Origin of the sequence: Paraburkholderia sejongensis (genome assembly GCF_020880815.1) — a bacterium.
Lineage (GTDB): Bacteria > Pseudomonadota > Gammaproteobacteria > Burkholderiales > Burkholderiaceae > Paraburkholderia > Paraburkholderia sejongensis.
This window is the reverse complement of the sequence record NZ_JAJITD010000001.1, coordinates 201453-222327: the sequence shown is the minus strand read 5'-3', so window position 1 is coordinate 222327 and position 20875 is coordinate 201453. Positions and strand designations below refer to the sequence as shown.

Sequence of the window (20875 nt, the reverse complement as noted above, 5' to 3'; positions counted from 1 at the left end):
CTCACAGCGATCCCACAGCGCCCTCACTGCAACACACAGCGCCCGCGCAGCGCGGTGCGCGCCGCTCAGGTCACCGCAAAAGAACGCACCGGCAACGCGGTCGAATACTTGATCTGCTCCATCGCGAAACTGGAACTGACGTCGTACAGCGGCACGCTCGTGATCAGCTGCTTGTAGATGCGGTCGTAGTCGTCGATATCGGAGACCACCACGCGCAGCAGGTAATCGGTCTCGCCGCTCATCCGGTAGACCTCGACCACTTCGGGGATGTCACGCACTACCTGAGTGAACGCGGCGGCCCACGCCTCGGTGTGCTGGTTGGTGCGTACCGCGACGAACACCGTGGTGCCGACCCCGAGCTTGCGCGCATCGCACAGCGCGACCTGCGCGCGGATCACCCCGGCTTCCTTCAGGCGCTGCAGCCGCTTCCAGCACGGCGTCTGCGACAGGTTCACGCGCTGCGCGAGTTCGGCGATCGGCATGGTCGCGTCTTCCTGCAGTAATTCCAGCAGCTTCCGGTCGATGATATCCATGCCCATGCGCTACCCCTTAGAGGAAATTATTCTACTTTTCTAACCCGTGGGGGAATTATATGGAAACTCTTTCTCGGGTCAAACGGGTATAAATATCGATACCCAAAAACAGCCGATCAGCAGCGCAGCCACTGCACCACGACCATGACCGACGAGTTCCGCGCCCCCTCTTTCGAGCGCCTTGCCGACTATCCGATGCCGTCGCAGGCGGCGACTTTTCGTGCGGCCACGCCGGCGGAGCGCGATTTTGCGCGTACGCCGCTCGCGCGTCTGTGCGACACGCTCGACGCGATGTTCGAGGCCTGCGCGAGCTTCCCCGAACCGTCGCATTCGCGTTTCTTCGCGCGCAGCATGCGTGTCGCGCTCGCCGAGGCGGCCGCCGACCCGGCGCTGCTCGCGCCCGCGCAACGCGAAGGCTCGGCCGACTGCTACCGGCGCCACCTGCTCGCCGCCGACCCGCACGGCCGCTACGCGATTGCCGCGCTGGTCTGGCAGCCGGGTCAGGCGAGCCCGGTGCATGCGCATCACACGTGGTGCGGCTACGCGGTGCTCGACGGTCAGTTAAACGAAACGATTTTCGCGTGGGACGAGTCGCAGCATTGCGCGAGCGCGCTGCGCTCGCAGGCGCGCCAGCCCGGCGCGGTCTCGTATGTGCGCAGCGGGCGCGGCGCGATTCATCGGCTCGGCAACCTGAGCGATGCCACAGCCGTGTCGCTGCACGTGTATGGCGTCGAAGCCGCGCGGATCAGCACGCATGTGAACGACGTCGTGCGGGTTGCCGACGCGCTAGCGCTCGCTTGAACTGAACCTGCGAATTCAGGTCTTCCCGCCCGCATCGCCCGCGGTCGGAATCTGCGGCGGAGTCGATGCGGTTTGTCCGGTCGGCGGCGGCGCCGGCCGCGGTTCATGCGATACGTCGCGCACCGGCGCGAGCGGCACCGGCGGCGCGGCGTGCGCCGACGGGCCGAGGCCGGCCGCTCGATGCGTCGCTTGATGCGTCGCTTGATGCGTCGCCTCATAGGGTTCGTCGGTCACGGCTTCGCGCGCAGGTTTGCGCTCGCGCTCCTTTTCGCGCGAGCGTTCCCGTGAAGGTTCGTGCGTCCTTGCGTGAGCCCCTTCGCGCAGCGCCTCCGACTGCCGCCCGTAAGCACCGTCATCGCCGCGCGGCACCGGCCGCCCTCCCTCCACCGGCGCGACGAAACCGGTCATCTCATCGTCGCGCAACGGCTCGCCCTCGCTGTCCTTCGACGACGTGTACACCCGCATCTGCGCGACCGGAATCTCGATCCCGACCTCGTCCATCTTGCGCTTGAGCTGCAGATTGAACGCCCGCGCGACGCTCCATTGCTGCAGCGGCCGCGTCTTGATCTGTCCTTTGACGACCATCCAGTTCGGATCGAAACGGTCGAGCCCCCACACCTCGATCGGCCCGAGCATCTCGCGCCGGTAGCGGAAGTCGGCCATCAGATCGGCGCCGACTTCGCGGATCAGCTGCATGATCTGATCGACGTCGGTCGAGAACGCGAGACGCACTTCGAACACCGCATACGCGAAATCGCGCGACAGGTTCTTGACGATCTTGATCTGCGAGAACGGGATCGCGTGGATCGCGCCCTGGCCGTCGCGCAGCCGCACGGTGCGGATCGACAGATGCTCGACCGTGCCCGCGTGGCCGCCGTCGACGTCGATCCAGTCGCCGACCGAAATGGTGTCCTCGATGATGATGAACAGGCCGGTAATCAGGTCGGTCACCAGCGACTGCGCGCCGAAGCCGATCGCCAGACCGATCACGCCGGCGCCCGCCAGCAGCGGCGTCACGTTGATGCCGAGGTTCGCCGCGGTGACGATGCCGGCGATCGTCATGATCGTCACCAGCAACACGTTGCGCACCAGCGGCAGCATCGTGCGGGCCCGCATGCTCGGGCTGCGCGCCTTGTTGCGCGGACTGCCCGGATTGAGCTGCTCGGTGATCGCGGTGTCGACCAGAATCCACAGCAGCCACGCGATGAACACCGTCGCGACGATCGCCGTCACCGCATGCGCGATCCCGCGCGCGGCGACGTTCTGCTCGACCATCGCGGCCAGCGACACCCCCCACAACCGCGCGGCCAACTCGAAGAAGAATAGCCAGATGAACAGCGTGAGCAGCGTGCCGCAAAAGCGCAGCAGACGCGTCAGATACGGCGAGCGACGGCGCGCGCGGGCACTGCGCGGGCGTGTCATGCGCAGCACGATCGCCGACAGGAAAAACGCCAGCACCAGCAGCAGCGCGGTGACGATCGAAATCTGCAGCACGTTCTCGCTCGAACCCGAACCGCCCAGCGTCGCGACCACCGACGCGGCGGCGAGCACCAGCACCGGCACGTGCCACAGCGCGGCGAGCACGTCGAACGCATCGGTCGCGGCCTGGTGGTCGTTGCGCAGTTCGTACGAGCGGTTGCGGATCAGATGCGCGACCGGGCGCCGGAACGCGAGCGCGAAATAGCCGGTCAGCACCGCGGCCGTCATATTGGCCGCGGTCGAAATCAGCGCGGCGAGATTCGAGCCGAGCTGATGCGCGACGTCGTAGTTGACGGCCGCGTCGCCGAGCGCGCCGCATACGCCGATCACGAACAGCACGCGGCGCGCGTGATCGATCAGCAGCCGCACCGCGACGCGCCGGTGGCCCGAGCCGAACAGCGAAAACATGATCAGGCAGATCGCCGAGAACACCGCGCCCGCCACGATCGCATACGCGACCACCATGCCGAGCGTGCGGCCGAGCGCATCGGGCATCGCGCGCACGAACAGGAGCGCGGCGACGAACGCGATGATCCACGGACCGACGCGGCGCAACGCGAACACCAGTAGCTCGCGGGTGGTCGGATTCGGGCGCAGGCCGATCTGGACGCCGAGCCGCCGGTACAGCCGCTGCTGCAGGTAGATCAGCGCGCCGGCGCAGGCGCCCCAGCCGGCCAGCATCGCGAGCATCGCCAGCAGGATGCTGCCGAGGCTTTCGCGGCTCTGCCCCGAGACGATCGTGTACAGCTCGTTGCCGGCCGCGGTCAGGCGGCCGCTCCAGTAGCGCACTGGCGTGCGGCCCTGGTGCATGTCGGATTCGAACGATGCGATCCCCGACGCGATCGCGCCGAGTAGCCCCGGGCTGGGCTGCGCGGGCGCGGCCGGACCGACGGTTTGCGCGGCGTCCTGCGACACCTGGCGCAGTTTCTTCAGCTGGTTGACGAGCGCGGTGCGCTGGCGATCGTTGTCGAGCGTCGCGATCACGCTGTCGAGCGAGCGCGCGAGTTCCGCCTGGCTCGCGGCCGACGGCGCAGATGCCGCCTCGGCGGCCGATGCGCCGGAAGCCGGCGCGGCGGGCGTCGCGTTGACGGTCGCGCTATTGATCAGGCTTTGCAACGCCGGGATCACCGGCGTGGCAGGCGCGGGCGCCGGAGCACTCGCGGCGGCCTCGCTCGCGCCGGCGGCACTGGCGATGCGCGGCGCGAGACCGACGCACGCGAGCAGCGTCGCGCAGAGCAGCGCGCCGAACCAGCCGCGCCAGCCGCTCAGACGATTGACAACGGGCGAGCGCGCGCGACGCGCGGCCGGCGCGTGGTCGATAGGGTCGGAGGAGAAATGGGGAACGGCGCGGGTCGCCGGCTGCTGCCCGCCGCTGGACGGCGCAGCCTCGGACTCACGCCGCGACGGGCATGACTGCATGGCAATCCGTAAGAAAACGGGAGACGCCAAGTGTAGCCGCTGTTTTGCCCGCCGCGCCCGCGCATGCGTAACCGAATGTTAGGGAGCTTGCGCGAACGGCGACGCTCAGTAAGTCACTCAGTAAGACGCTCAATAAGCGACGGTCGCGATCTGCCGCACGAAGCGGCCCTGCTCCAGTTCGTCGACGAACGCGATCGCGTAGTCTTCCGCCGAAATGCGGCTGTTGCCGTCCGCATCGGCGATCAGCGTGGCCGCGCCGGTGCGGAACGTGCCGGTGCGCTCGCCCGGGGCGATCAGCGCGGCCGGCGCGAAGAAGGTCCAGTCGAGATCGGTGACGCCGCGGTAGTAGTCGAACGCGTCGCGGTGCGCGAGCGCGATGCCCTTATACGCGTCCGGGAAACCGTCGGTGTCGACCAGCTGCTTGCCCGGCGCGACTTCGAGCGAACCCGCGCCGCCCACCACCACGAGACGCTTCAGGCCCGCCGCGCGCACGCCTTCGACGAGCGCATGGGTGGCGCGCGTCAGCGTCGCGAGATCGCCTTGCGGCGGCGCATACGCGCTCGCGACGACGTCATGCCCGCGCACCGCCGCGCCGACGCTCGCGGCGTCGAGCAGGTCGGCGCGCGCCGCATGCAGATTCGCGACGCCGGCCGGCACGCGCGCCGGATCGCGCACCAGCGCGGTGACCTGATGGCCGCGGCGGGCCGCTTCGGCCGCGATCCGCGAGCCGACCATGCCGGTCGCGCCGAACAGTGCGATTTTCAGTTGCTTGCTCATTTCATCGTGCTCCTGACCGTTGAATATGTAACTAGATCGATTACATATAAAGAGAAAAAAAGCGGGGACTTCACCCCGTTTGCGTTGGTTACTTCGTTTGCTTCGTTTGCCCGTCCGCGGCGCGCGTACCGTTCACACGGCTCGACACGTGCCCCGCGCTTCCTGCTTGCAAGTGCCGGTGAGGCCAGCGCGACGCGCCCGCCGCACCGGCTCATCGGCTCACGCGCGGCGCCTGCGCTCGCGCTGTTTCTCGAGACGCACCACGTCGGCGGTCGCATCGGCGAGCGTGCGCGCCGCCAGCGACGCCTCCATCGCCTGCTGCGCTTCATCGATCACGCCGCGCAGCACGCCCTGAATATTGCGCCCCACCATGCAGGCCGGATTCGGCTCCTCACGATGCAGCGCGAACAACTGCGCATCGTCGACCGCGCGATACACGTCGAGCAGCGTGATCTGCGCGGGCGAGCGCGCCAGCAGCGCGCCGCCGCCCGCGCCCAGCTGCGAGGTGGTGAGGCCCGCTTCCGCGAGCATCGCCAGCAGCCGGCGAATCAGCGCGGGATTGGTGTTCACGCTGCCCGCGATCATCTCCGACGACAACGGCACCCCGCTCTGCAACGACAGCAGCGCAAGCACATGCACGGCAAACGCAAAGCGGCTACTGGTGTTCACATCTCACCCGCCCGAGACCGACGAAGTGCAACGATCATAGTTACATTTAACGGCAGCGTCAAACCGGTCGCTGCGAAATCGACTGACGCGCATGTCATTTGTCCGTCCGTTTTTGCGCATCGGCGAAATCGCCCGATGCGTTCGACGCGTTCGCCGAAGCCGACGCGCTCGCGTTCTGCGCCGACCATGCCTGCAGCTTGCGGCCCGCCGTTTCGAGGCCCTGGCCGGTCAGCGACGCGGCCTTGCCGAGTTGCGCGTTGGCCGCGCTCGCGGCGTTCTGCAGATTGGCCTGCGCGCTGGAGGCGAGCGCCGATGGGTCGATCTTGATCGACGGCGCGGAGGCCGACTGGAGGTTCTGCTGCGCGGCGGATTTGGTCGCGTCGACTTGCCGGCCGACGTAGCTCGCCGCCTGGTCGAGCTTCTGACCGGCGAGCTGGGCGGCGTCGTTGAGCTTGCCCGCGACCTGGCCGGTCGACGCATCGTTTTTCTGGCACGCGGCCAGCACGCCAAAACCGAACACTACACACGCAACGCGGCGCAGCAACGAAGAGGAAACAGATGAAATCATGATCAGTAGGAGCCGCGCCGGGCGGCTCACGCTAGCAAAGACGCGCCCATGATACCGCCGGCGCCGCGATCCGGGGATGGGCGGCGCGCAGTCCGGCCGCCGCCGGAACTGAACGCGAGCGCCGCGCAAACGCGGACCCGGTTCTGTCAAACTTCATGGAGTAGACTGGCCGAGCACGTCACTGAGCACCTCATTGAGCACCTCATTGAGCACCCCATTGAGCACCTCACTGAGCACCTCATCGAGCACTCAGCATCGACCCCGAGCACTGGCAGCATCCCAACGTTGTATCGATCAACCGGAGATATACGATGGCGGCAAAGAAGATCCTGTTCCTGACCGGCGACTTCGCCGAGGATTACGAAACGATGGTGCCGTTTCAGGCGCTGCAGGCAGTCGGCCATATCGTCGACGCGGTCTGTCCGAACAAGAAAGCAGGCGAGCGCGTGAAGACCGCGATCCACGATTTCGAGGGCGACCAGACCTACACCGAGAAGCCCGGTCACCAGTTCACGCTGAACGCCACCTTCGACGACGTCGATCCGCAGCAGTACGACGCGCTCGGCATCGCCGGCGGCCGCGCACCCGAATATCTGCGGCTCAATCCCAAGGTGATCGAACTGGTGCGGCAGTTCGCCGAGGCCGGCAAGCCGATCGCCGCGATCTGCCATGCCGCGCAGTTGCTCGCCGCCGCCGACGTGATTCGCGGCAAGCGCATTTCCGCCTACCCCGCCTGCGCGCCCGAAGTGAAGCTGGCCGGCGGCGAATACGCGGACATCCCGGTCGACGCCGCGATCACCGACGCCAACTTCGTCACCGCGCCCGCGTGGCCCGCGCATCCCGAGTGGCTCCGGCAATTCCTCGTGCTGCTGGGCACCCGCATCGAGCATTGAACTGCATCGATGCATCGAGCAGCGAGCGCGGGCCCAGCCCCCGCGCTCGAATCTCTCCCCGGCGGCGACCACCGCCGGCCGAAAATCCGATCCAACATTTGAGAATCGTCCGATAGTTTCCGGCTCAGCACTTCCCTATAGTCGCGGCAGCTTTAGGGAGTGCTGTTTCGATGAAACTGATCGACTGGATCGTGACTCTCGTCATCATGCTGATGGCGATCGCTTTTTTCTGTGCCCGCCGGCCGGCCGCCTGGTCGTGCCATAACCGCGCGCGACATCTGACCGGCACGCGTCTGCTGTTGCAGGCCGCGTGCGCGCTGTGGGCGGCGTTGCTGATCGCCGCCAACGGACTGTTCAGTATCGACGGTCTGCACGGCCTGCGGCCGAGCCCTGTCGAAGCGCTGGCGGGCGTCGCGTTGCTGGTGGTTTGCGGTTGCTACTGGTCGGTGCGCGGGCGCCGGCTGTTGAAGCCGCGGCGCGTATTCGCGCGCTGCTAGGGAGTCTTCAGAGGGGACGCTCGGGCTCGGCCGACTGCGCGACTGAGCGCCCGCCTGCCCGCATGACCGACTGCGCGACCGACCGCGCGGCCGGCTTGCCGGCCGCGGCCACACCCGCGCCGAACACCGCCGCCCCTGCCCCGGCATTAGCGTCACTGGCCGCCCCCGCCCGCTCGCGCGCGTCGAGCTGCGCCTGCGGGCCGCCCCGCGCGTCGCGCGACGGCTGGCCGGCCGCCGCCTCGGCAAGCGCCGGCGCGCCCGCGGCCGGCTGCTCGCGCCCCGCCCCCGCCTCCGTCCTCGCGTCCGCCTCGGGCAGCGACAGATACAACGTCGTCCCCGTCCCTTCCTTCGATTCCGCCCACACCCGTCCGCCGTGCCGCTCGACCATCCTGCGCACCAGCGCAAGGCCGATCCCCTCGCCCGCGGTCGCGGTGCCGTGCAGGCGCTGGAACGCATTGAACAGACGCGGCAGCGCGATCTCCGGAATACCCAGGCCGTTATCGCGCACGTAGAAGATCCGCAGCGAATGCACACCGGGCGGCGCCGGCGTCGTGCCGATCTCGATGCGGCTCGCGCGCTTCGGGTCCTGGTAATTGACCGCGTTGCCGACGAGGTTCGCGAAGATCTGTTCGAGCGCGGTCGGGTCGCCCCACACCGCGGGCAATTCGCCGACCGTCACGCGCGCGCGCCGCGCGCGGATCGAGCCCTGCATCGCATCGACCACGCGTTGCACGATGTCGCGCATATCGACCCGCTGGCGCCGGTACTCGACCCGTCCGACCCGCGACAGCCGCAGCAGCGCATCGATGATGTGCGACGCGCGCAGCACCGCGGTCTGCAGATAATGCAGCGCCTCGCCGATGTCCTCGTCGACGATCCGCTCGATCCGCTGGCGCGTCGCCGCCGCCAGCGACGAGCCGCGCACCGCCGCGCGCAGTTCGTCGCCGGCGCGGATCAGCTCTTTCGAAAAACCCTGCAGGTTCACCAGCGGCGCGCGCAGATCGTGCGACACGCTGTAGATGAACATTTCGTTTTCCTGAGTCTGCTGCCGCAGCGTCTCGTTGATGCGCGCGAGTTCGACCGTGCGGCGCTCCAGATCCGCGTGAAAGCGCGCCTCGATGCGCTCCGCTTCGAGCAGCCGGCGGCTGGTCTCGTGCAAGGTCAGATCGAGCCGGGCGATCTCGTCGCGGCCCGCGCCGAGCGGCGCGAGCGGCTCGTTGCCGGCGAGCCGGCCGGCGTTGTCGGACAGCAGCGCGAGCCGGCCGCGCACGCCGCGCGTGAACAGCCACATGGCCAGCCCAACGAACAGCAGCGAGCCGAGCGCGGCGGCGACGATCAGCGTCTGCTGGCGCTCCCGCGCAGCGGCCGCCGCGTTCGAGCGCTGCGCGTCCAGACGCCGTTCCTCGGCCTGAAACGCGTTCACGTGCAAGCGGAAGCGGTCCAGCACATCGGCCTGCGCAAGGTCGCGAAAGCGCGCGGCGATATCGTCGTGCCGCCCCGCGTGCAACAGGTCCTGAACCCGGTCCGACCATTGCCGGTAGGCCTGCACCGCCTGGCGCACCTCGACCACGCGCTCGACCTGGCCAGGATTGTCGGCGACCAGTTCGGCCAGTTGATCGATGCGCCGGTCGAGGTCGATCCACAGCCCGACCGGCGTCGCGAAGCGCGCGTCGTTGGCGAGCACCGCGCCGCGCAGCGCGACCGACTCCGACAGTACCGGATCGACAATCGCGGCGCTGTGGCGCAGCACGCTCTCGCTGTGCAATGCCAGGCGCTCGGCCAGGGCCGTGTCGGCCTGCGCCTTCACGAGGCCGGACAGCAGCGCGAGTTCGAAAACGGCCGGGATCGCGATCAGCAACAGGCCTTTGGTGGTCAGTCTCATGCGTGCGCATTGGAGGGGTGGTCCGCCGAGCGGGCGCGGAGTCGGCACATTATGTCGGCTTTGCGGGCGAAGACAAAGCAGCGCGGACGCTACCGTGGGCCGCCGGACGCGGCCCCCGCGCAATGCGCGTCGCCCGGGCAGCGCCGGTTTCGGCGACAAACGCCAACGCACATTAACATGCACCGATCCGTCAGGATTTCGAATCTAACCGTAATTAAAATCGAATAATTCGCCCTGAATTGGTTCGTTCCCGCCGAGCCCCGCCTGACATGCACTGATGTTGTGCTCATCGTCGCCGTTCAGGTGCATCGTCTGAGTGCATCTCCCCGAGCGAGGGCGTCATCGAATCCATGCCGGTGCCCGGTTTGCACCGGGCCGACGCGGTCGGCACAAATTTGGCCCGCTTCTTGCTCCCATCGCACTCTTTTTTGGCATAAGCGGGACACATCGATGGAAAGTCTGAAAAGCGGCGCCGATACCGAGTTCCTTCTGCTCGGAGCCGCGATGGTGCTGGCAATGCACGCGGGGTTCGCGTTCCTCGAACTCGGCACGGTGCGCAAGAAGAATCAGGTCAATGCCCTCGTCAAGATTCTGGTGGACTTCGCGGTCTCGACGATCGCGTACTTCTTCATCGGCTACACGATCGCGTATGGGGTGCAGTTTTTCGGCAGCGCCGCGTCGCTCGCTGAACACAACGGCTACGCGCTCGTGCGCTTTTTCTTCCTGCTGACCTTCGCCGCGGCGATTCCGGCGATCGTGTCGGGCGGGATCGCCGAACGCTCGAAATTCAATCCGCAACTGTTCGCGACCTTCGTGCTGGTCGGCTTCATCTACCCGTTCTTCGAGGGGATCGCGTGGAATAACCGCTTCGGCATCCAGGGCTGGCTCACGCAGGTCTTCGGCGCGCCGTTTCACGACTTCGCCGGTTCGGTGGTGGTGCACGCGTTCGGCGGCTGGGTCGCGCTGCCGGCCGTGCTGCTGCTCGGCGCGCGCCACGGTCGCTACCATCGCGACGGCGGCATCGCCGCGCATCCGCCGTCGAACATTCCGTTTCTCGCGCTCGGCGCGTGGGTGCTGACGGTCGGCTGGTTCGGCTTCAACGTGATGAGCGCGCAAACGCTCGAGAAGATCAGCGGCCTCGTCGCGGTCAATTCGCTGATGGCGATGGTCGGCGGCACGCTGACCGCGTGGTTCGCGGGCCGCAACGACCCGGGCTTCACCTACAACGGGCCGCTCGCCGGACTGGTCGCGGTATGCGCGGGCTCGGACATCATGCATCCGCTCGGCGCGCTGGTGACGGGCGGCATCGCCGGCGTGCTGTTCGTCTATATGTTCACCTGCGTGCAAAACCGCTGGCGCATCGACGACGTACTCGGCGTGTGGCCGCTGCATGGGCTATGCGGCGCGTGGGGCGGGCTGGCGGCCGGTATCTTCGGCACGCAGGCGCTCGGCGGCCTGGGCGGCGTCGCGTTCGGCTCGCAGGTGCTCGGCACGCTCGGCGGGATCGTCGTATCGGGGCTGGGCGGCACGCTCGTCTATGGGGTGATTCGCAAGACGGTCGGGCTGCGGCTCGACCAGGAAGAGGAATACAACGGCGCGGATCTGTCGATCCACAAGATTTCGGCGACGCCGGAGTGACGCAACGCGGACGGCGCGACGCGATCGGGGCCGCCGCCGTTGCGCCGCCCTTCCGCCCCGCTCCGCGCCGCCTCGCGCCCCTTTGAGCCTGTCCCCAAAAGCCGCGCGCCGATGTTAGACTGCGCGGCTGGAGATGGCATTCTCCATTAACCGCCCTCGGGGCTGATGATGCCTGCTACGCCCGGTCATGCGGACGCGGCATCGGCTCGCTCCGCATCAACCGGTTTGTCGACCTTCCGGTTTCGATTCCTCTCCCCATGTACTGGTCTTTTCTCGCGGTCGCCATCGGCGGCGCACTCGGTTCGCTGTTTCGCTGGTTCCTCGGCATTCGCATGAACGGCCTCTTCAGCGGGCTGCCGCTCGGCACGCTCGCCGCCAACGTGATCGCCGGCTACATCATCGGCGTGGCGGTCGCGGGCTTCGCGCGAGTGCCGCAGCTTGCGCCCGAGTGGCGCCTGTTCGTGATCACCGGCCTGATGGGCGGCCTGTCCACCTTCTCGACCTTCTCCGCGGAAGTCGTGCAGCGCCTGCAGGACGGCCGGCTCGGCTGGGCGGCCGGCGAAGTGGTGATTCACGTAAGCGCGTCGCTGGTGATGACGATTCTCGGCATCGCGACTGTTTCGGTGCTGGCGCGCTGAGGCTGTCGGCCGCAGGGAATCTGCCGCATTAAACGAGGAAGAAATCGCGTCAGGCGAGTTCGACCGGACTCGCCGACTGCACGAGGCCGATCTCGCCTAAAAAAACGCTCTCGCCCAGTTCGCAGTCCCGCGACGCGTTGCCCAGCGGATGACTGATCTCCACCCGATAGCCGCCACTGCCTTTCGCGAGCCCCGGGAACCGGAAGTCGCCGAACGCGTCCGACACCGTCTCGGCCACCCGCTGCTGCCCCGCATAAAGCGTCACGTCCGCGCCGGCGACGCAGTCCACCACGCCGCCGACCCGTGCGCTCACACATCCGCCGATAAACACGCTTTCCCAGCGCTCCAGTCCGCTGTACCACACGCGAGGCCGGGTCTTCAATTCGGGCCGCAAGACCTTGAGTCCGTCGCGTCGCGCCCTTTCCGCCATCGCTGCGTCGTCGAGCTTGACACTCTCGAAGACGCCCGTGGGGCAAGACTGCTCGCATCGCGGATGCGGCCAGCCCTGATCGAGCAGATGAGCATCGAAGATCCACGTCTGCGGCACTTGCAACGCGTCGTTCCAGACTATTGCCTTATATGGGCAGGCCTTCACGATGTCCTTGCGGCCGCGCGCCTTCTCGGGATCGATGATGACGATGCCGTCGGCGCGCTTGCGCACTGCGTCGCCGCCGACCCGCATGCAAGGCGCGTCGTCACAGTGATTGCACATCACCGGCAAATACGTGGTCTCGACCATGTGCGAGTCGCCCTGGACCCGGCGCAGGATGCGAACGGGGCTTTCGGCATCGGCGCAGGCCGGCGCCGAATAACCGGGGAAGTCGTTGCCGACGTGCTCATCGCGCGCGGCGATCACGCAGTTGTGACAGTTCTCGCACTGCCCGACCTTGATCACCAGATTCCACTTGCTCATCTCGCACTCCTCACGCTGCGCGACCGAGCATGAACGCATCGGCGCCGTTCCATTTTTCGACCTGCACCAGGCATGAATTCGGACTCATACTGCTCGTACCCGCCGTTTGCGGCCGGTCGGGGGTCAGCAGGTTCATGCAACCGCCTATTTCGACGCGTTCGCCGTTCACTTCGATCAGTTGGAATTCGGCGCTCGCCTCATACGACTTGACGACACCCGCGGTGACGAGAGGTGAAATGTCGGCCGCGCAAATGACAGCGCCCCGCTCGTTGTAGACCTTCACGAGATCGCGATGAGCAATGCCGCGACTGGACGCGTCCGCGGGACTGAGTCGCAACAGCCAGAAACGGTGCCCGCCGACCAGCGCGCGATGATCTTCGATGCTGTTGACCGACGAGTTTTTGCCGTCGCAATGAGTATGAAAACTGTAGCGGCTGTGAGTCGCGATCAATTGCAGCGGATAACGCGCCGACAGGCCGCAGCGCAATCCCTCCCACGATGGGATATAGCGATTCACCGGCGGTCGCTCGGGGTTGTCGCGGGTATGCCGCATCAGCAGCTCCGGCACGAACTCGAATTTGCCGCTCGGCGTCTGCAAGCCCTCGCCGAACTGTTCGGCGTACTGCGACGGCAGCGGATGAGGCTCGTGCAGATCCTTGCGACGACCTTCCGCAAACCAGCGCATATCGACCGGATGCCGCAATTCGGGCTTCTCCGGCGGAACCACAAAATAGCCTTTGCGACAAAAGTCGCGCCACGAAATGTGAACGGGCAGATCCGACGATTCGAACACCCGCTTGACCCAATCGAGTTCACCGCAGCCTTCGGTGAACACGCCGCCCAGACCCAGGCGGCTCAGGATGGCGGTGAAGATAGCGTAGTCGGAGCGGGACTCGCCCAGCGGTTCGATGCATTTGTGCTGCAACGTCACGATGCGATGATTGACGGTGTTGTAGCCATGATGCGCGTAGCCGCCGGAATTGGACCATTCGCCGATGTCCCAGCGCTCGAGCGAGGTGCACGCCGGCAGAATGATGTCGGCGAACTGCGCTTCCCCTTCCATCCAGATCGACTGGTTGACCACGAACTCGATGCTCGGATGTCGATAGGCGTCGAGCCAGCGTCCGGACTTCGTGACCGTGCTGAAAGCTGAGCCCCCATAGCGATAAATCATGTGGATCGGCGAATAGCCGGGCATCGGGTAGCTGAACGGCGCGAACTGCGCCTCCTGCGAAATGCCGTCCCACAAATAACCCGTCGCGTGACCGTCGATGATCGCGTCGGGCAACTGCTGGCGCGGAACCATCTGCTTCACCGGGTTCATGGTCAGAATGTGGGGCATGCGCTGGTAGTTGTTCACTGCGTTCGCGGTCCACGCGAGGTCGCCGGACATGCCGCCGTCCGCGTATCCCGGGAAATAGAAATGCAGGTCGTGAGGAGCGCCGAGTTCGAGGCAGCCGAAATTGACGCCCGGCTTTCCCCATCCCTGCATCGCCATCATCATGACCATGCAACGCGCCCATTGCGCGCCGGTCGCGCCGCGCCCCGCGCCGCCGAAGCCCGCGCCGGTCATACCGACCGCGAGATAGACCTTGTTCTTCCCCCACCGGCGCGCGAGCGCGCGCACGTCTTTCGCCGGCACGCCGGTCTCGCCCTCCTGCCACTCGGGCGTTTTCGGCAGGCCGTCTGCGTGGCCCAGCAAATACGCGCGCCATTGGTCGAAGCCGGTCGTGCGGCTGGCAACGTAGTGCTCGTCGTACAGGCCCTCCACGGTCCACACGTACATGATCGCGGTAGCGAGGGCCGCGTCGGTCTGCGGTCGCACGGGAATCCAGCGGCCACCGAGCAACTGCGCGGTCGGATTGCAGTGGGGATCGATGTGGACGAATTCGATTCCGAGCTCTTTGGCCCAAAGACGGCGCGGCGTGCCCTCGAATCCCGCGTAGGCCCCGTTGGTGCTCTCGGGATCGCAGGACCAGAAGACGATCATCCGCGCTTCTTTCAGACAGTCCTCGAGGCCCCCGTACCCTGCCGGCACGCCGACCCGCATCGAGTTGCCGAAGTGATGCATCGCCCCCCAGTACCAGCCTTCCCAGCTGTCGGGATTGGCGGCAACGCGCGTGAAGCCGATCAGATTCGCAAAGCGGGTCAACGCGCTCAGGTAGTAGCCGACATTGCCCCACTGATGATGCGACGACATCGGAAACGTGATGGAGCCCGGACCATGAAGCCGTTTTTGCCGGTTGATCTCGCGCGCGACGATATCGAGCGCCTCGTCCCAACTGATCGGCACATAGCCCGACTTGCCGCGGTTCTGCGGATTGCGCTCGCCATCGGGATCGAAATCGACGCGCTTGAGCGGATGAAGGATGCGCTTGTCCGAATAGACGAGCGACTTCACCGACAATGCGTGCGGTGCGACGAGGCCTCGTCGCGGCGGGCTGAAGCGTCGGCCGCGCGCTTCGATCTGCCAGCTCGCCGCGTCGTTGTCGTCGAGATCGATGGGCGTCACGCGAACGATGCGGCCCGCCTTCACATAGACGAACAACGGGCCTCCATTCGTGCACGTCGTATAACGCTGGGTGCCGTCGCGCATCCGCACGCCCATTGGCAGGCCGACGGTTTGCATCATGCTGAGCGTTTGCATGAACCACACCAGCAGTTCATCGTCGCCTTCCGTGATCACCTTGAAGTTCTTTGCCGCATGAATAATTTCTGCGTGATCCTGGCGCGGCGAAAGGAATTTAAGGGCCGTGGCGACGTCCTTGAACAGCATGCTCACGTCGGCTTGCGGATGCGTGTCCGCACGCGAGCGGATGCGACCGTTCCTCACCTCGATGACGCGACCGAGGCTGCGATCCATCAGGCCGATCCAGGCGACCAGGTTTCGCTCCTCGAGGCGCTTCCGGTAGTCTGGGAAGCGGCGCGCCGTCAGATCGAGCACTTTCGGCAGTGCAAACAGGATCGCTTCAAGCATTTGTCGTTTCATTGTTTCACCCAAACCGAGGTATTGCTGCAGATGTGATGAAGGCATGCGTGATAGCCACTCGCGCGCTGCCCGTGCGTACTAGAACGTGTACGCGATGTTCAGGAAAACATTGACGGGGTTCAGGCGGATCGTCGCTCGTGAAACGATTGGCGTCCCATTAGCCGTGGTCCCGTCCAGCGTGAGATGAGTCTTGACGGGAACGTAATCGACACTGGCTCCCACGGACCAGTGGTTTGTGATCGCGTAATTTGCGCCGATCTGGAAGACCGGATTCCAGGATGAACTAAGGGATGCATGCGCGGAGCCGCCTGGACCGAGACTGTCAGTGACGAACGTACTGTTAGTCGTGCGAACCTGAGTGAACCAGGTATAGTTCACGCCCAATCCGAGGAAAGGACGGAATTTCGACTGGGCGGCGAGCAGATGGTATCGAAGGACGAGAGCGGGCGGCATCGGTCGCGTCGAACCGAGCGTGCCATATTTCGCGAGTGTTCCGTCTCCGACTAGATTCACGGTCAGTGGAAGCCCAATGAGTGTGGCAACGCCTATGTGATCGGTGACGTAGTACTCGGTGGTAATTCCCACCGTATCCGTGGACGTTGCGTGCGCCCCGCTACCGGCTAATTGCTGATTCACCGTGACACCACCGACGCTTTCCACGGTGAGCGGCGTTGCGCTGCTCTGGGGCGCGACATGAAGCCACCCTGTGGCCACCGTAAAGCTTCCAGCCGTTTGAGCATGTGCAGTATCAGCAAGCGCGGCGCAGAAAATGCAAACCGCCAAACCGCCGGAGCGAACTCTTCTCCTGTAATTCACGTGTCTCCTCCTGTCTCGTCGCTGAATAATTTTTTCGCCCGCAAGTTACGGCCGATCTCACCGGTGCCGGGGATCGCCACTTGTCTGAATTCATGTCTTTCGATTGCCCCAACAAACTCCGGACAACCCATTACATAGTCGTACTGAGTGAAACGCGCGTTTTCACGCCGTCTTTCTGACGACTGAATATCCCGCTAATCTGATTTCACTTGCCGGCCATTTGCCGTATCGATCGCTGCGGCGCTCCCACCTTTGCGTGGCGGGTTTGGCGGAGCAGACAGCGAAAAGGCAAACGGGAAGCGCCCGAGCGTCGCGCGCGCCACTCGTTCGAACTGAGCACTGGGAAGGTCGACGTGAGCCGACACGCCGCGAGAGGCGTCTTCCATGACGCTAACCCCTGCTCCGTTGACTCCGGCTTCAGCAAGGGCCGACTGCAACGCATCCGCCATTTCGCGCCACCTCAGCGCTGGCTTGAAAATCTTGCCGACGCCCGTCAACGGCATCGCATCGACGATCCGGATTGCCTTGGGCAGCGCCGCACGTTCGTGAATCTCGCGCCGCAGAAACTCGGACAGTTCCGCTTCAGTCGTGCGCATGCCGGCCTTCATCTCGACATACACGACGGGTAACTCGCCCGCATGCACATCCGGCCGGCCGATGGCGGCAGCCAGTCGGACAGCGGGATGACGATGCAGCGGCTCTTCGATTGCCGCTGGATCGATGTTGTGGCCGCCACGAATGATCAGTTCCTTCTTGCGGCCGGTGAGCCAGAAGTACCCGTCGGCGTCGCAACGGCCGATGTCTCCGGTATTGAGCCAGCGGCGGCCATCGCCCAGGTCCAGCCAGATTCCGCGGTTTTGTTCCGGCCTCGCATAACCGCTGAATACATTGGGACCGGAAATCACCAGCTGTCCGGGCTCATCCACATGGCAGTCACGCAGGTACCGCCCGGTTTCGTCGACGATCACCGCCTTCATCGCCTGACCGGGCAGAGGCAGGCCGATCGAACCAGCGCGCCGTTCGCCCAGCGGGGGGTTGGCGGTGCTGATGCAGGTGCCTTCCGTGAGCCCGTACCCTTCGAGAATCCTGATGCCAGTGCGAGCCTGAAATGCACGCAGAAGTTGCGCAGGCATCGGCGCGGCGCCGCACAGCGCATATTCGAGCGAGCTGACGTCGCAGCCACCGATCGGCACCTCCAGCAGCGACCCGTAAAGCGTCGGCACACCGCTGAAAAAATTCACCCGATAACGTTCGACGATCTGCCAGAAACGCGCGACAACCCGCTCGGCTCGATACCCTTGCGGCGTACCGAGCACGACATGAGCGCCACGCGAGAACGGCAGCAATCCCGTTACCATCGCCGCATTGACGTGAAAAAGCGGTAAGCCGCAAAACATCGTCTTGCCGGGTCCCACGCTGTCGCCGAAGAACTGGCCCGCGCTCCATGCATTGGCCACCTCGTTGCCGTGCCGGCGCATCGCGATTTTCGGCAAACCGGTCGTGCCGCCGGTGCAAAAATACGACGACAGGTCGTCGGCACTCATCTGATACCCGGCGGTGAGCGCGGTGCTCGATTCGTACGCGATTGCCGCGTTGAAGTCGTGCACGACGATCCGCGCGGGCATGTCGCCCGGCACGCGCCCACCATCGAGCGGCCCCGGGCATTCGCCGCGTTGACGCCGCAGGGCTGTCGAGCGCCGTTCGCCCGTCACGTGATCGGCGAGATCGACGAGCACGACGTGCTTGAGCGACGCAACCTCGTCGAGGATCGAACCGACCTTCTGCCAGAGGTCAGTGCCCGGAAACGGCGCGAGCGTAACGAGCACGGTCGCGCCCGACGCGTTGAGCAGTTCGCCGATCGCCGCCGCTTCGAGCAGCGGATTGATTGCGCAAACAATCCCGACCGCCTGCGCACCCCAGATCACAAAATGGGTTTCGGGCAGATTCGGCAGCACGTACGCGACGACCGAACCGCGCTGTACACCGAGCCGCGAAAACATATTGGCGGTGCGGGTGATGTCGCGCAGCAGCTCGGTATAGGTCCAGCACTCGGCATTCGCGTAGTAGTCGTCGACTGTCGCGAAGAACGATAGCGCCGGCGCGGATGGATTGATGGCCGCGCCTCGGCGGATCATCTCGTAGGTGTTCGCCGGCAGATCCGCGTGTTGTCCGCGCGCTTCGATAGCACGGACGTCCTCGATGTTCGCGACGCCTTTCATTGTGCCTCTGCGACCACGCGGTTACGCTGCACGCCCAGATTGATCGAGCGGTCGTGGCTGACGATGCTCGCCTCGACGACGTCGCCAACCTGCAGATACTGGGTCCGTTCGGCCTGCAGATTCAGGAACAGGCGCCACTTTTCCGCTTCGGGCAACTGGGCGGCGGCGCGCTGCTTGTCGGGCGTCGGAATGATCAATGCGCAACCGGACGGCGTGCCGGTCGCGAGCAGGTCGCCGGCGTGCAGATCCTGAACGCCGGAGAGCTCGGTCAGCGTTTCCGCGGGACCGTAGACGAGCCCCGCCGTGGTGTCGTTCTGCCGGACGCTTCCATTGACTGTCAGCGTCAGCACGAGCTCGCCCAGCCTCGCGATGTCCTCTCGTTGCAGCAGACACAGGTACGGCCCGACCGGGCCGAACGTCCGATAACTCTTGCCCTTGTAGAACTGCATCTGCGGAATCTGGATGTCGCGCGCCGAGTAATCGTTGACGATCACGGCGCCCGCGACGAACTCGTGGAGGTTCTCGCCTGTCACCGTGACGCGCGAGGTGATGTCCCGTTTGAGGACGAGACCGAGTTCGATTTCGTAGTCGAGGAACCGCACCTCTTTCGGCTTCACGAGCGCGGAGTCGGCCGCAACGATGCAGCTCGTCGCCTTCGTGAAGATCATGTTGAACTTCTTCGCGTCCGGGTCCATGCCGGACTCGATCATATGCTGGCGATAGTTCGCTCCCTGGCAGATGAACTGCTGGTTTGCCGTCACCGGCGACAGCCATTGCACCTGCGACTCGGCAATGGTCGGGCCGTCGAGCAATACCAGCCGCTCGACCGGGTTCGCCTCGATGAATTCGGCGGTCGACCCGAACTCGCCGGGTATCGGCGTGATCGCGCCATCGGCAACGACGCCCCACTGGGCGCGACCATCATGCAGGTAATGCAGAACGTGAACAGCCATTTCTAGTCTCCGGGTTCGATGAACAGGTGTTGCGTCAGGCGAAAATTCTGGCGAGCGTCCTTAGCTTCGCGAGCGTCAGGTCGGGGCTGCGGCGCAGATTGCGAACCAGTGCGGCGATGCTCACCGGCGTCAATTTCGGCTTGGTGAAGCTGCGCGGCATCGTCGGTCCCCATTGCGCCATCGCGTCGCGGCTCACGGCGTGGATGCCCGTCGGCGCGTCGGCAGTGAACAGATCGCCGTCGCAGTAGTGTTCGTGCTTGTCGCCCCACGGGTCCTGCCAGTAGTCGAAGATCTGGCTGCCGAGCACATGGCGGCCGATTCCCCACGCGTGGGTCCAGCCGCTGTCGCGCAGAACACGCTGTCCCATGCCCACCGCGTCCGCGTCGACGAGCTCGTAAGCGCTATGGCTGTACTTCGCGACAAATCCCTGGGCCAGCGCGAGCGTGTGGTGGTCGGCGGGCTCGCCGCCGAGATCGACGCGCATGAAGGCGACGGCGGGAGAGCCGTCGGGCAGCACCTGCACGTCGCTCGGAATGAAGCCGAAGTGCCGCGTGTACCACGCGCAGGTCGTCTGATAGTCGGCGAGTTCGAGCACCACGTGCCCGAGGCGAACGACCTCGGGTGCATGGCCCGGCGGTCGCTGGGTGCCGTTGACGCGGACCGTCGCGTCAATCGAGTTGAACGGCAACGGCGACCTGTGAGGCAGGCTCTCTGCCGGCGACTGGCCCCACAGCGCATCGACACGAAACCCCGAAGGATCGGTCAGCGTCACCACGTAGCCGCCGCCCGGCAGTGCCGAACGTTCGAGCCGCGCCGCGCCCGGCAGCTGTTGCAGCGCGTCGAGCTCGTCGCGACTGCCGACCTGCAGGCCGAAGCCCACGAACCGCGCTTTCGGCGCGTTGCGCACGACGTAGCAAAAGTCCGCAGCGCCCGTGCCGCGCAGCAGTAATAAACCATCGTCACGCGAAACCGTTTGCAGTCCGAAGTCGGTCAGAAAACGCTCGGCTATCTGAAGATCGGGCCGATCGAAGATCAGATAGGCCAAAGCCGTCGCTTTCGCCGTCGGATGGGGGTGACGCGCCGGCTGCCCGGTCGTCAGTTCCGGTGCCGCATCGTTTTCGGTGGTCGTCTCCATCGTCGCTCCATGGCTATTGTCAGACCGGCGCCGGGCGCCGTTAGTGACATTAAACT

At 65.6% G+C, this 20875-nt stretch carries 17 protein-coding genes and 1 riboswitch; of the genes, 5 read left to right on the top strand and 12 right to left on the bottom strand.

What is annotated here, in order from left to right; translation table 11 throughout:
• Positions 1-65 precede the first annotated feature (65 nt).
• Entirely contained in the window at positions 66-539 is a 474-nt protein-coding gene (locus tag LJ656_RS00865) for an Lrp/AsnC family transcriptional regulator (RefSeq protein WP_230507373.1), read from the bottom strand.
• A 138-nt stretch (positions 540-677) separates the two neighbouring features.
• Here LJ656_RS00865 and LJ656_RS00860 point away from each other — a divergent pair, with 138 nt between their 5' ends.
• On the top strand, positions 678-1334 hold the full coding sequence (locus tag LJ656_RS00860) for a cysteine dioxygenase family protein (protein WP_230507371.1): 657 nt from the start codon (positions 678-680) through the stop codon (positions 1332-1334).
• Positions 1335-1349: 15 nt separating this feature from the next.
• Here the strand turns inward: LJ656_RS00860 and LJ656_RS00855 are convergent, their stop codons facing one another.
• The 4 genes from LJ656_RS00855 to LJ656_RS00840 form a co-directional block, all read right to left on the bottom strand.
• Complete coding sequence (locus LJ656_RS00855; protein WP_230507370.1) at positions 1350-4232, bottom strand: mechanosensitive ion channel family protein; 2883 nt, start codon at positions 4230-4232, stop codon at positions 1350-1352.
• Between the two features lie 129 nt (positions 4233-4361).
• On the bottom strand, positions 4362-5009 hold the full coding sequence (locus tag LJ656_RS00850) for an NAD(P)-dependent oxidoreductase (RefSeq protein WP_230507369.1): 648 nt from the start codon (positions 5007-5009) through the stop codon (positions 4362-4364).
• A gap of 219 nt (positions 5010-5228) precedes the next feature.
• Positions 5229-5678: an Rrf2 family transcriptional regulator gene (locus tag LJ656_RS00845; protein ID WP_230507368.1), complete on the bottom strand. Its 450-nt coding sequence runs from the start codon at positions 5676-5678 to the stop codon at positions 5229-5231.
• A 94-nt stretch (positions 5679-5772) separates the two neighbouring features.
• Positions 5773-6246: a BCAL1086 family glycoprotein gene (locus LJ656_RS00840; RefSeq protein WP_230507366.1), complete on the bottom strand. Its 474-nt coding sequence runs from the start codon at positions 6244-6246 to the stop codon at positions 5773-5775.
• A gap of 311 nt (positions 6247-6557) precedes the next feature.
• Between LJ656_RS00840 and LJ656_RS00835 the strand changes: the two genes are divergently transcribed.
• Positions 6558-7139, top strand: coding sequence for a DJ-1/PfpI family protein (locus LJ656_RS00835; protein WP_230507364.1), 582 nt, complete (start codon positions 6558-6560; stop codon positions 7137-7139).
• Positions 7140-7309: 170 nt separating this feature from the next.
• Positions 7310-7636, top strand: coding sequence for a hypothetical protein (locus LJ656_RS00830; protein ID WP_230507362.1), 327 nt, complete (start codon positions 7310-7312; stop codon positions 7634-7636).
• A gap of 7 nt (positions 7637-7643) precedes the next feature.
• Here the strand turns inward: LJ656_RS00830 and LJ656_RS00825 are convergent, their stop codons facing one another.
• The gene (locus LJ656_RS00825; RefSeq protein ID WP_230507361.1) at positions 7644-9518 is read right to left on the bottom strand and encodes a sensor histidine kinase; all 1875 of its coding nucleotides are present in this window, start codon (positions 9516-9518) and stop codon (positions 7644-7646) included.
• A 450-nt stretch (positions 9519-9968) separates the two neighbouring features.
• Between LJ656_RS00825 and LJ656_RS00820 the strand changes: the two genes are divergently transcribed.
• Entirely contained in the window at positions 9969-11156 is a 1188-nt protein-coding gene (locus tag LJ656_RS00820; protein WP_230507360.1) for an ammonium transporter, read from the top strand.
• 120 nt (positions 11157-11276) lie between these two features.
• Positions 11277-11338: riboswitch (Fluoride riboswitch) on the top strand.
• 75 nt (positions 11339-11413) lie between these two features.
• On the top strand, positions 11414-11794 hold the full coding sequence (crcB, locus tag LJ656_RS00815) for a fluoride efflux transporter CrcB (protein WP_230507359.1): 381 nt from the start codon (positions 11414-11416) through the stop codon (positions 11792-11794).
• 49 nt (positions 11795-11843) lie between these two features.
• On the opposite strand, the gene LJ656_RS00810 is transcribed toward crcB, so the two are convergent.
• From LJ656_RS00810 to LJ656_RS00785, 6 genes are all read right to left on the bottom strand, one after another.
• Positions 11844-12707 (bottom strand): 4Fe-4S dicluster domain-containing protein, encoded by an 864-nt coding sequence (locus LJ656_RS00810; RefSeq protein WP_230507358.1) that lies wholly within the window; start codon positions 12705-12707, stop codon positions 11844-11846.
• A 10-nt stretch (positions 12708-12717) separates the two neighbouring features.
• Complete coding sequence (locus LJ656_RS00805; protein ID WP_230507357.1) at positions 12718-15696, bottom strand: molybdopterin-dependent oxidoreductase; 2979 nt, start codon at positions 15694-15696, stop codon at positions 12718-12720.
• A 78-nt stretch (positions 15697-15774) separates the two neighbouring features.
• The gene (locus LJ656_RS00800) at positions 15775-16512 is read right to left on the bottom strand and encodes an OmpW/AlkL family protein (protein WP_230507356.1); all 738 of its coding nucleotides are present in this window, start codon (positions 16510-16512) and stop codon (positions 15775-15777) included.
• Between the two features lie 194 nt (positions 16513-16706).
• Entirely contained in the window at positions 16707-18731 is a 2025-nt protein-coding gene (locus LJ656_RS00795) for an acyl-CoA synthetase (protein ID WP_230507355.1), read from the bottom strand.
• A complete protein-coding gene (locus tag LJ656_RS00790) occupies positions 18728-19684 on the bottom strand; it encodes a fumarylacetoacetate hydrolase family protein (protein ID WP_230507354.1) in 957 nt (318 codons plus the stop codon). The genes LJ656_RS00795 and LJ656_RS00790 overlap by 4 nt, the downstream gene beginning before the upstream one ends.
• Positions 19685-19718: 34 nt before the next feature.
• Positions 19719-20819, bottom strand: coding sequence for a VOC family protein (locus tag LJ656_RS00785; protein ID WP_230507352.1), 1101 nt, complete (start codon positions 20817-20819; stop codon positions 19719-19721).
• Positions 20820-20875: the final 56 nt, after the last annotated feature.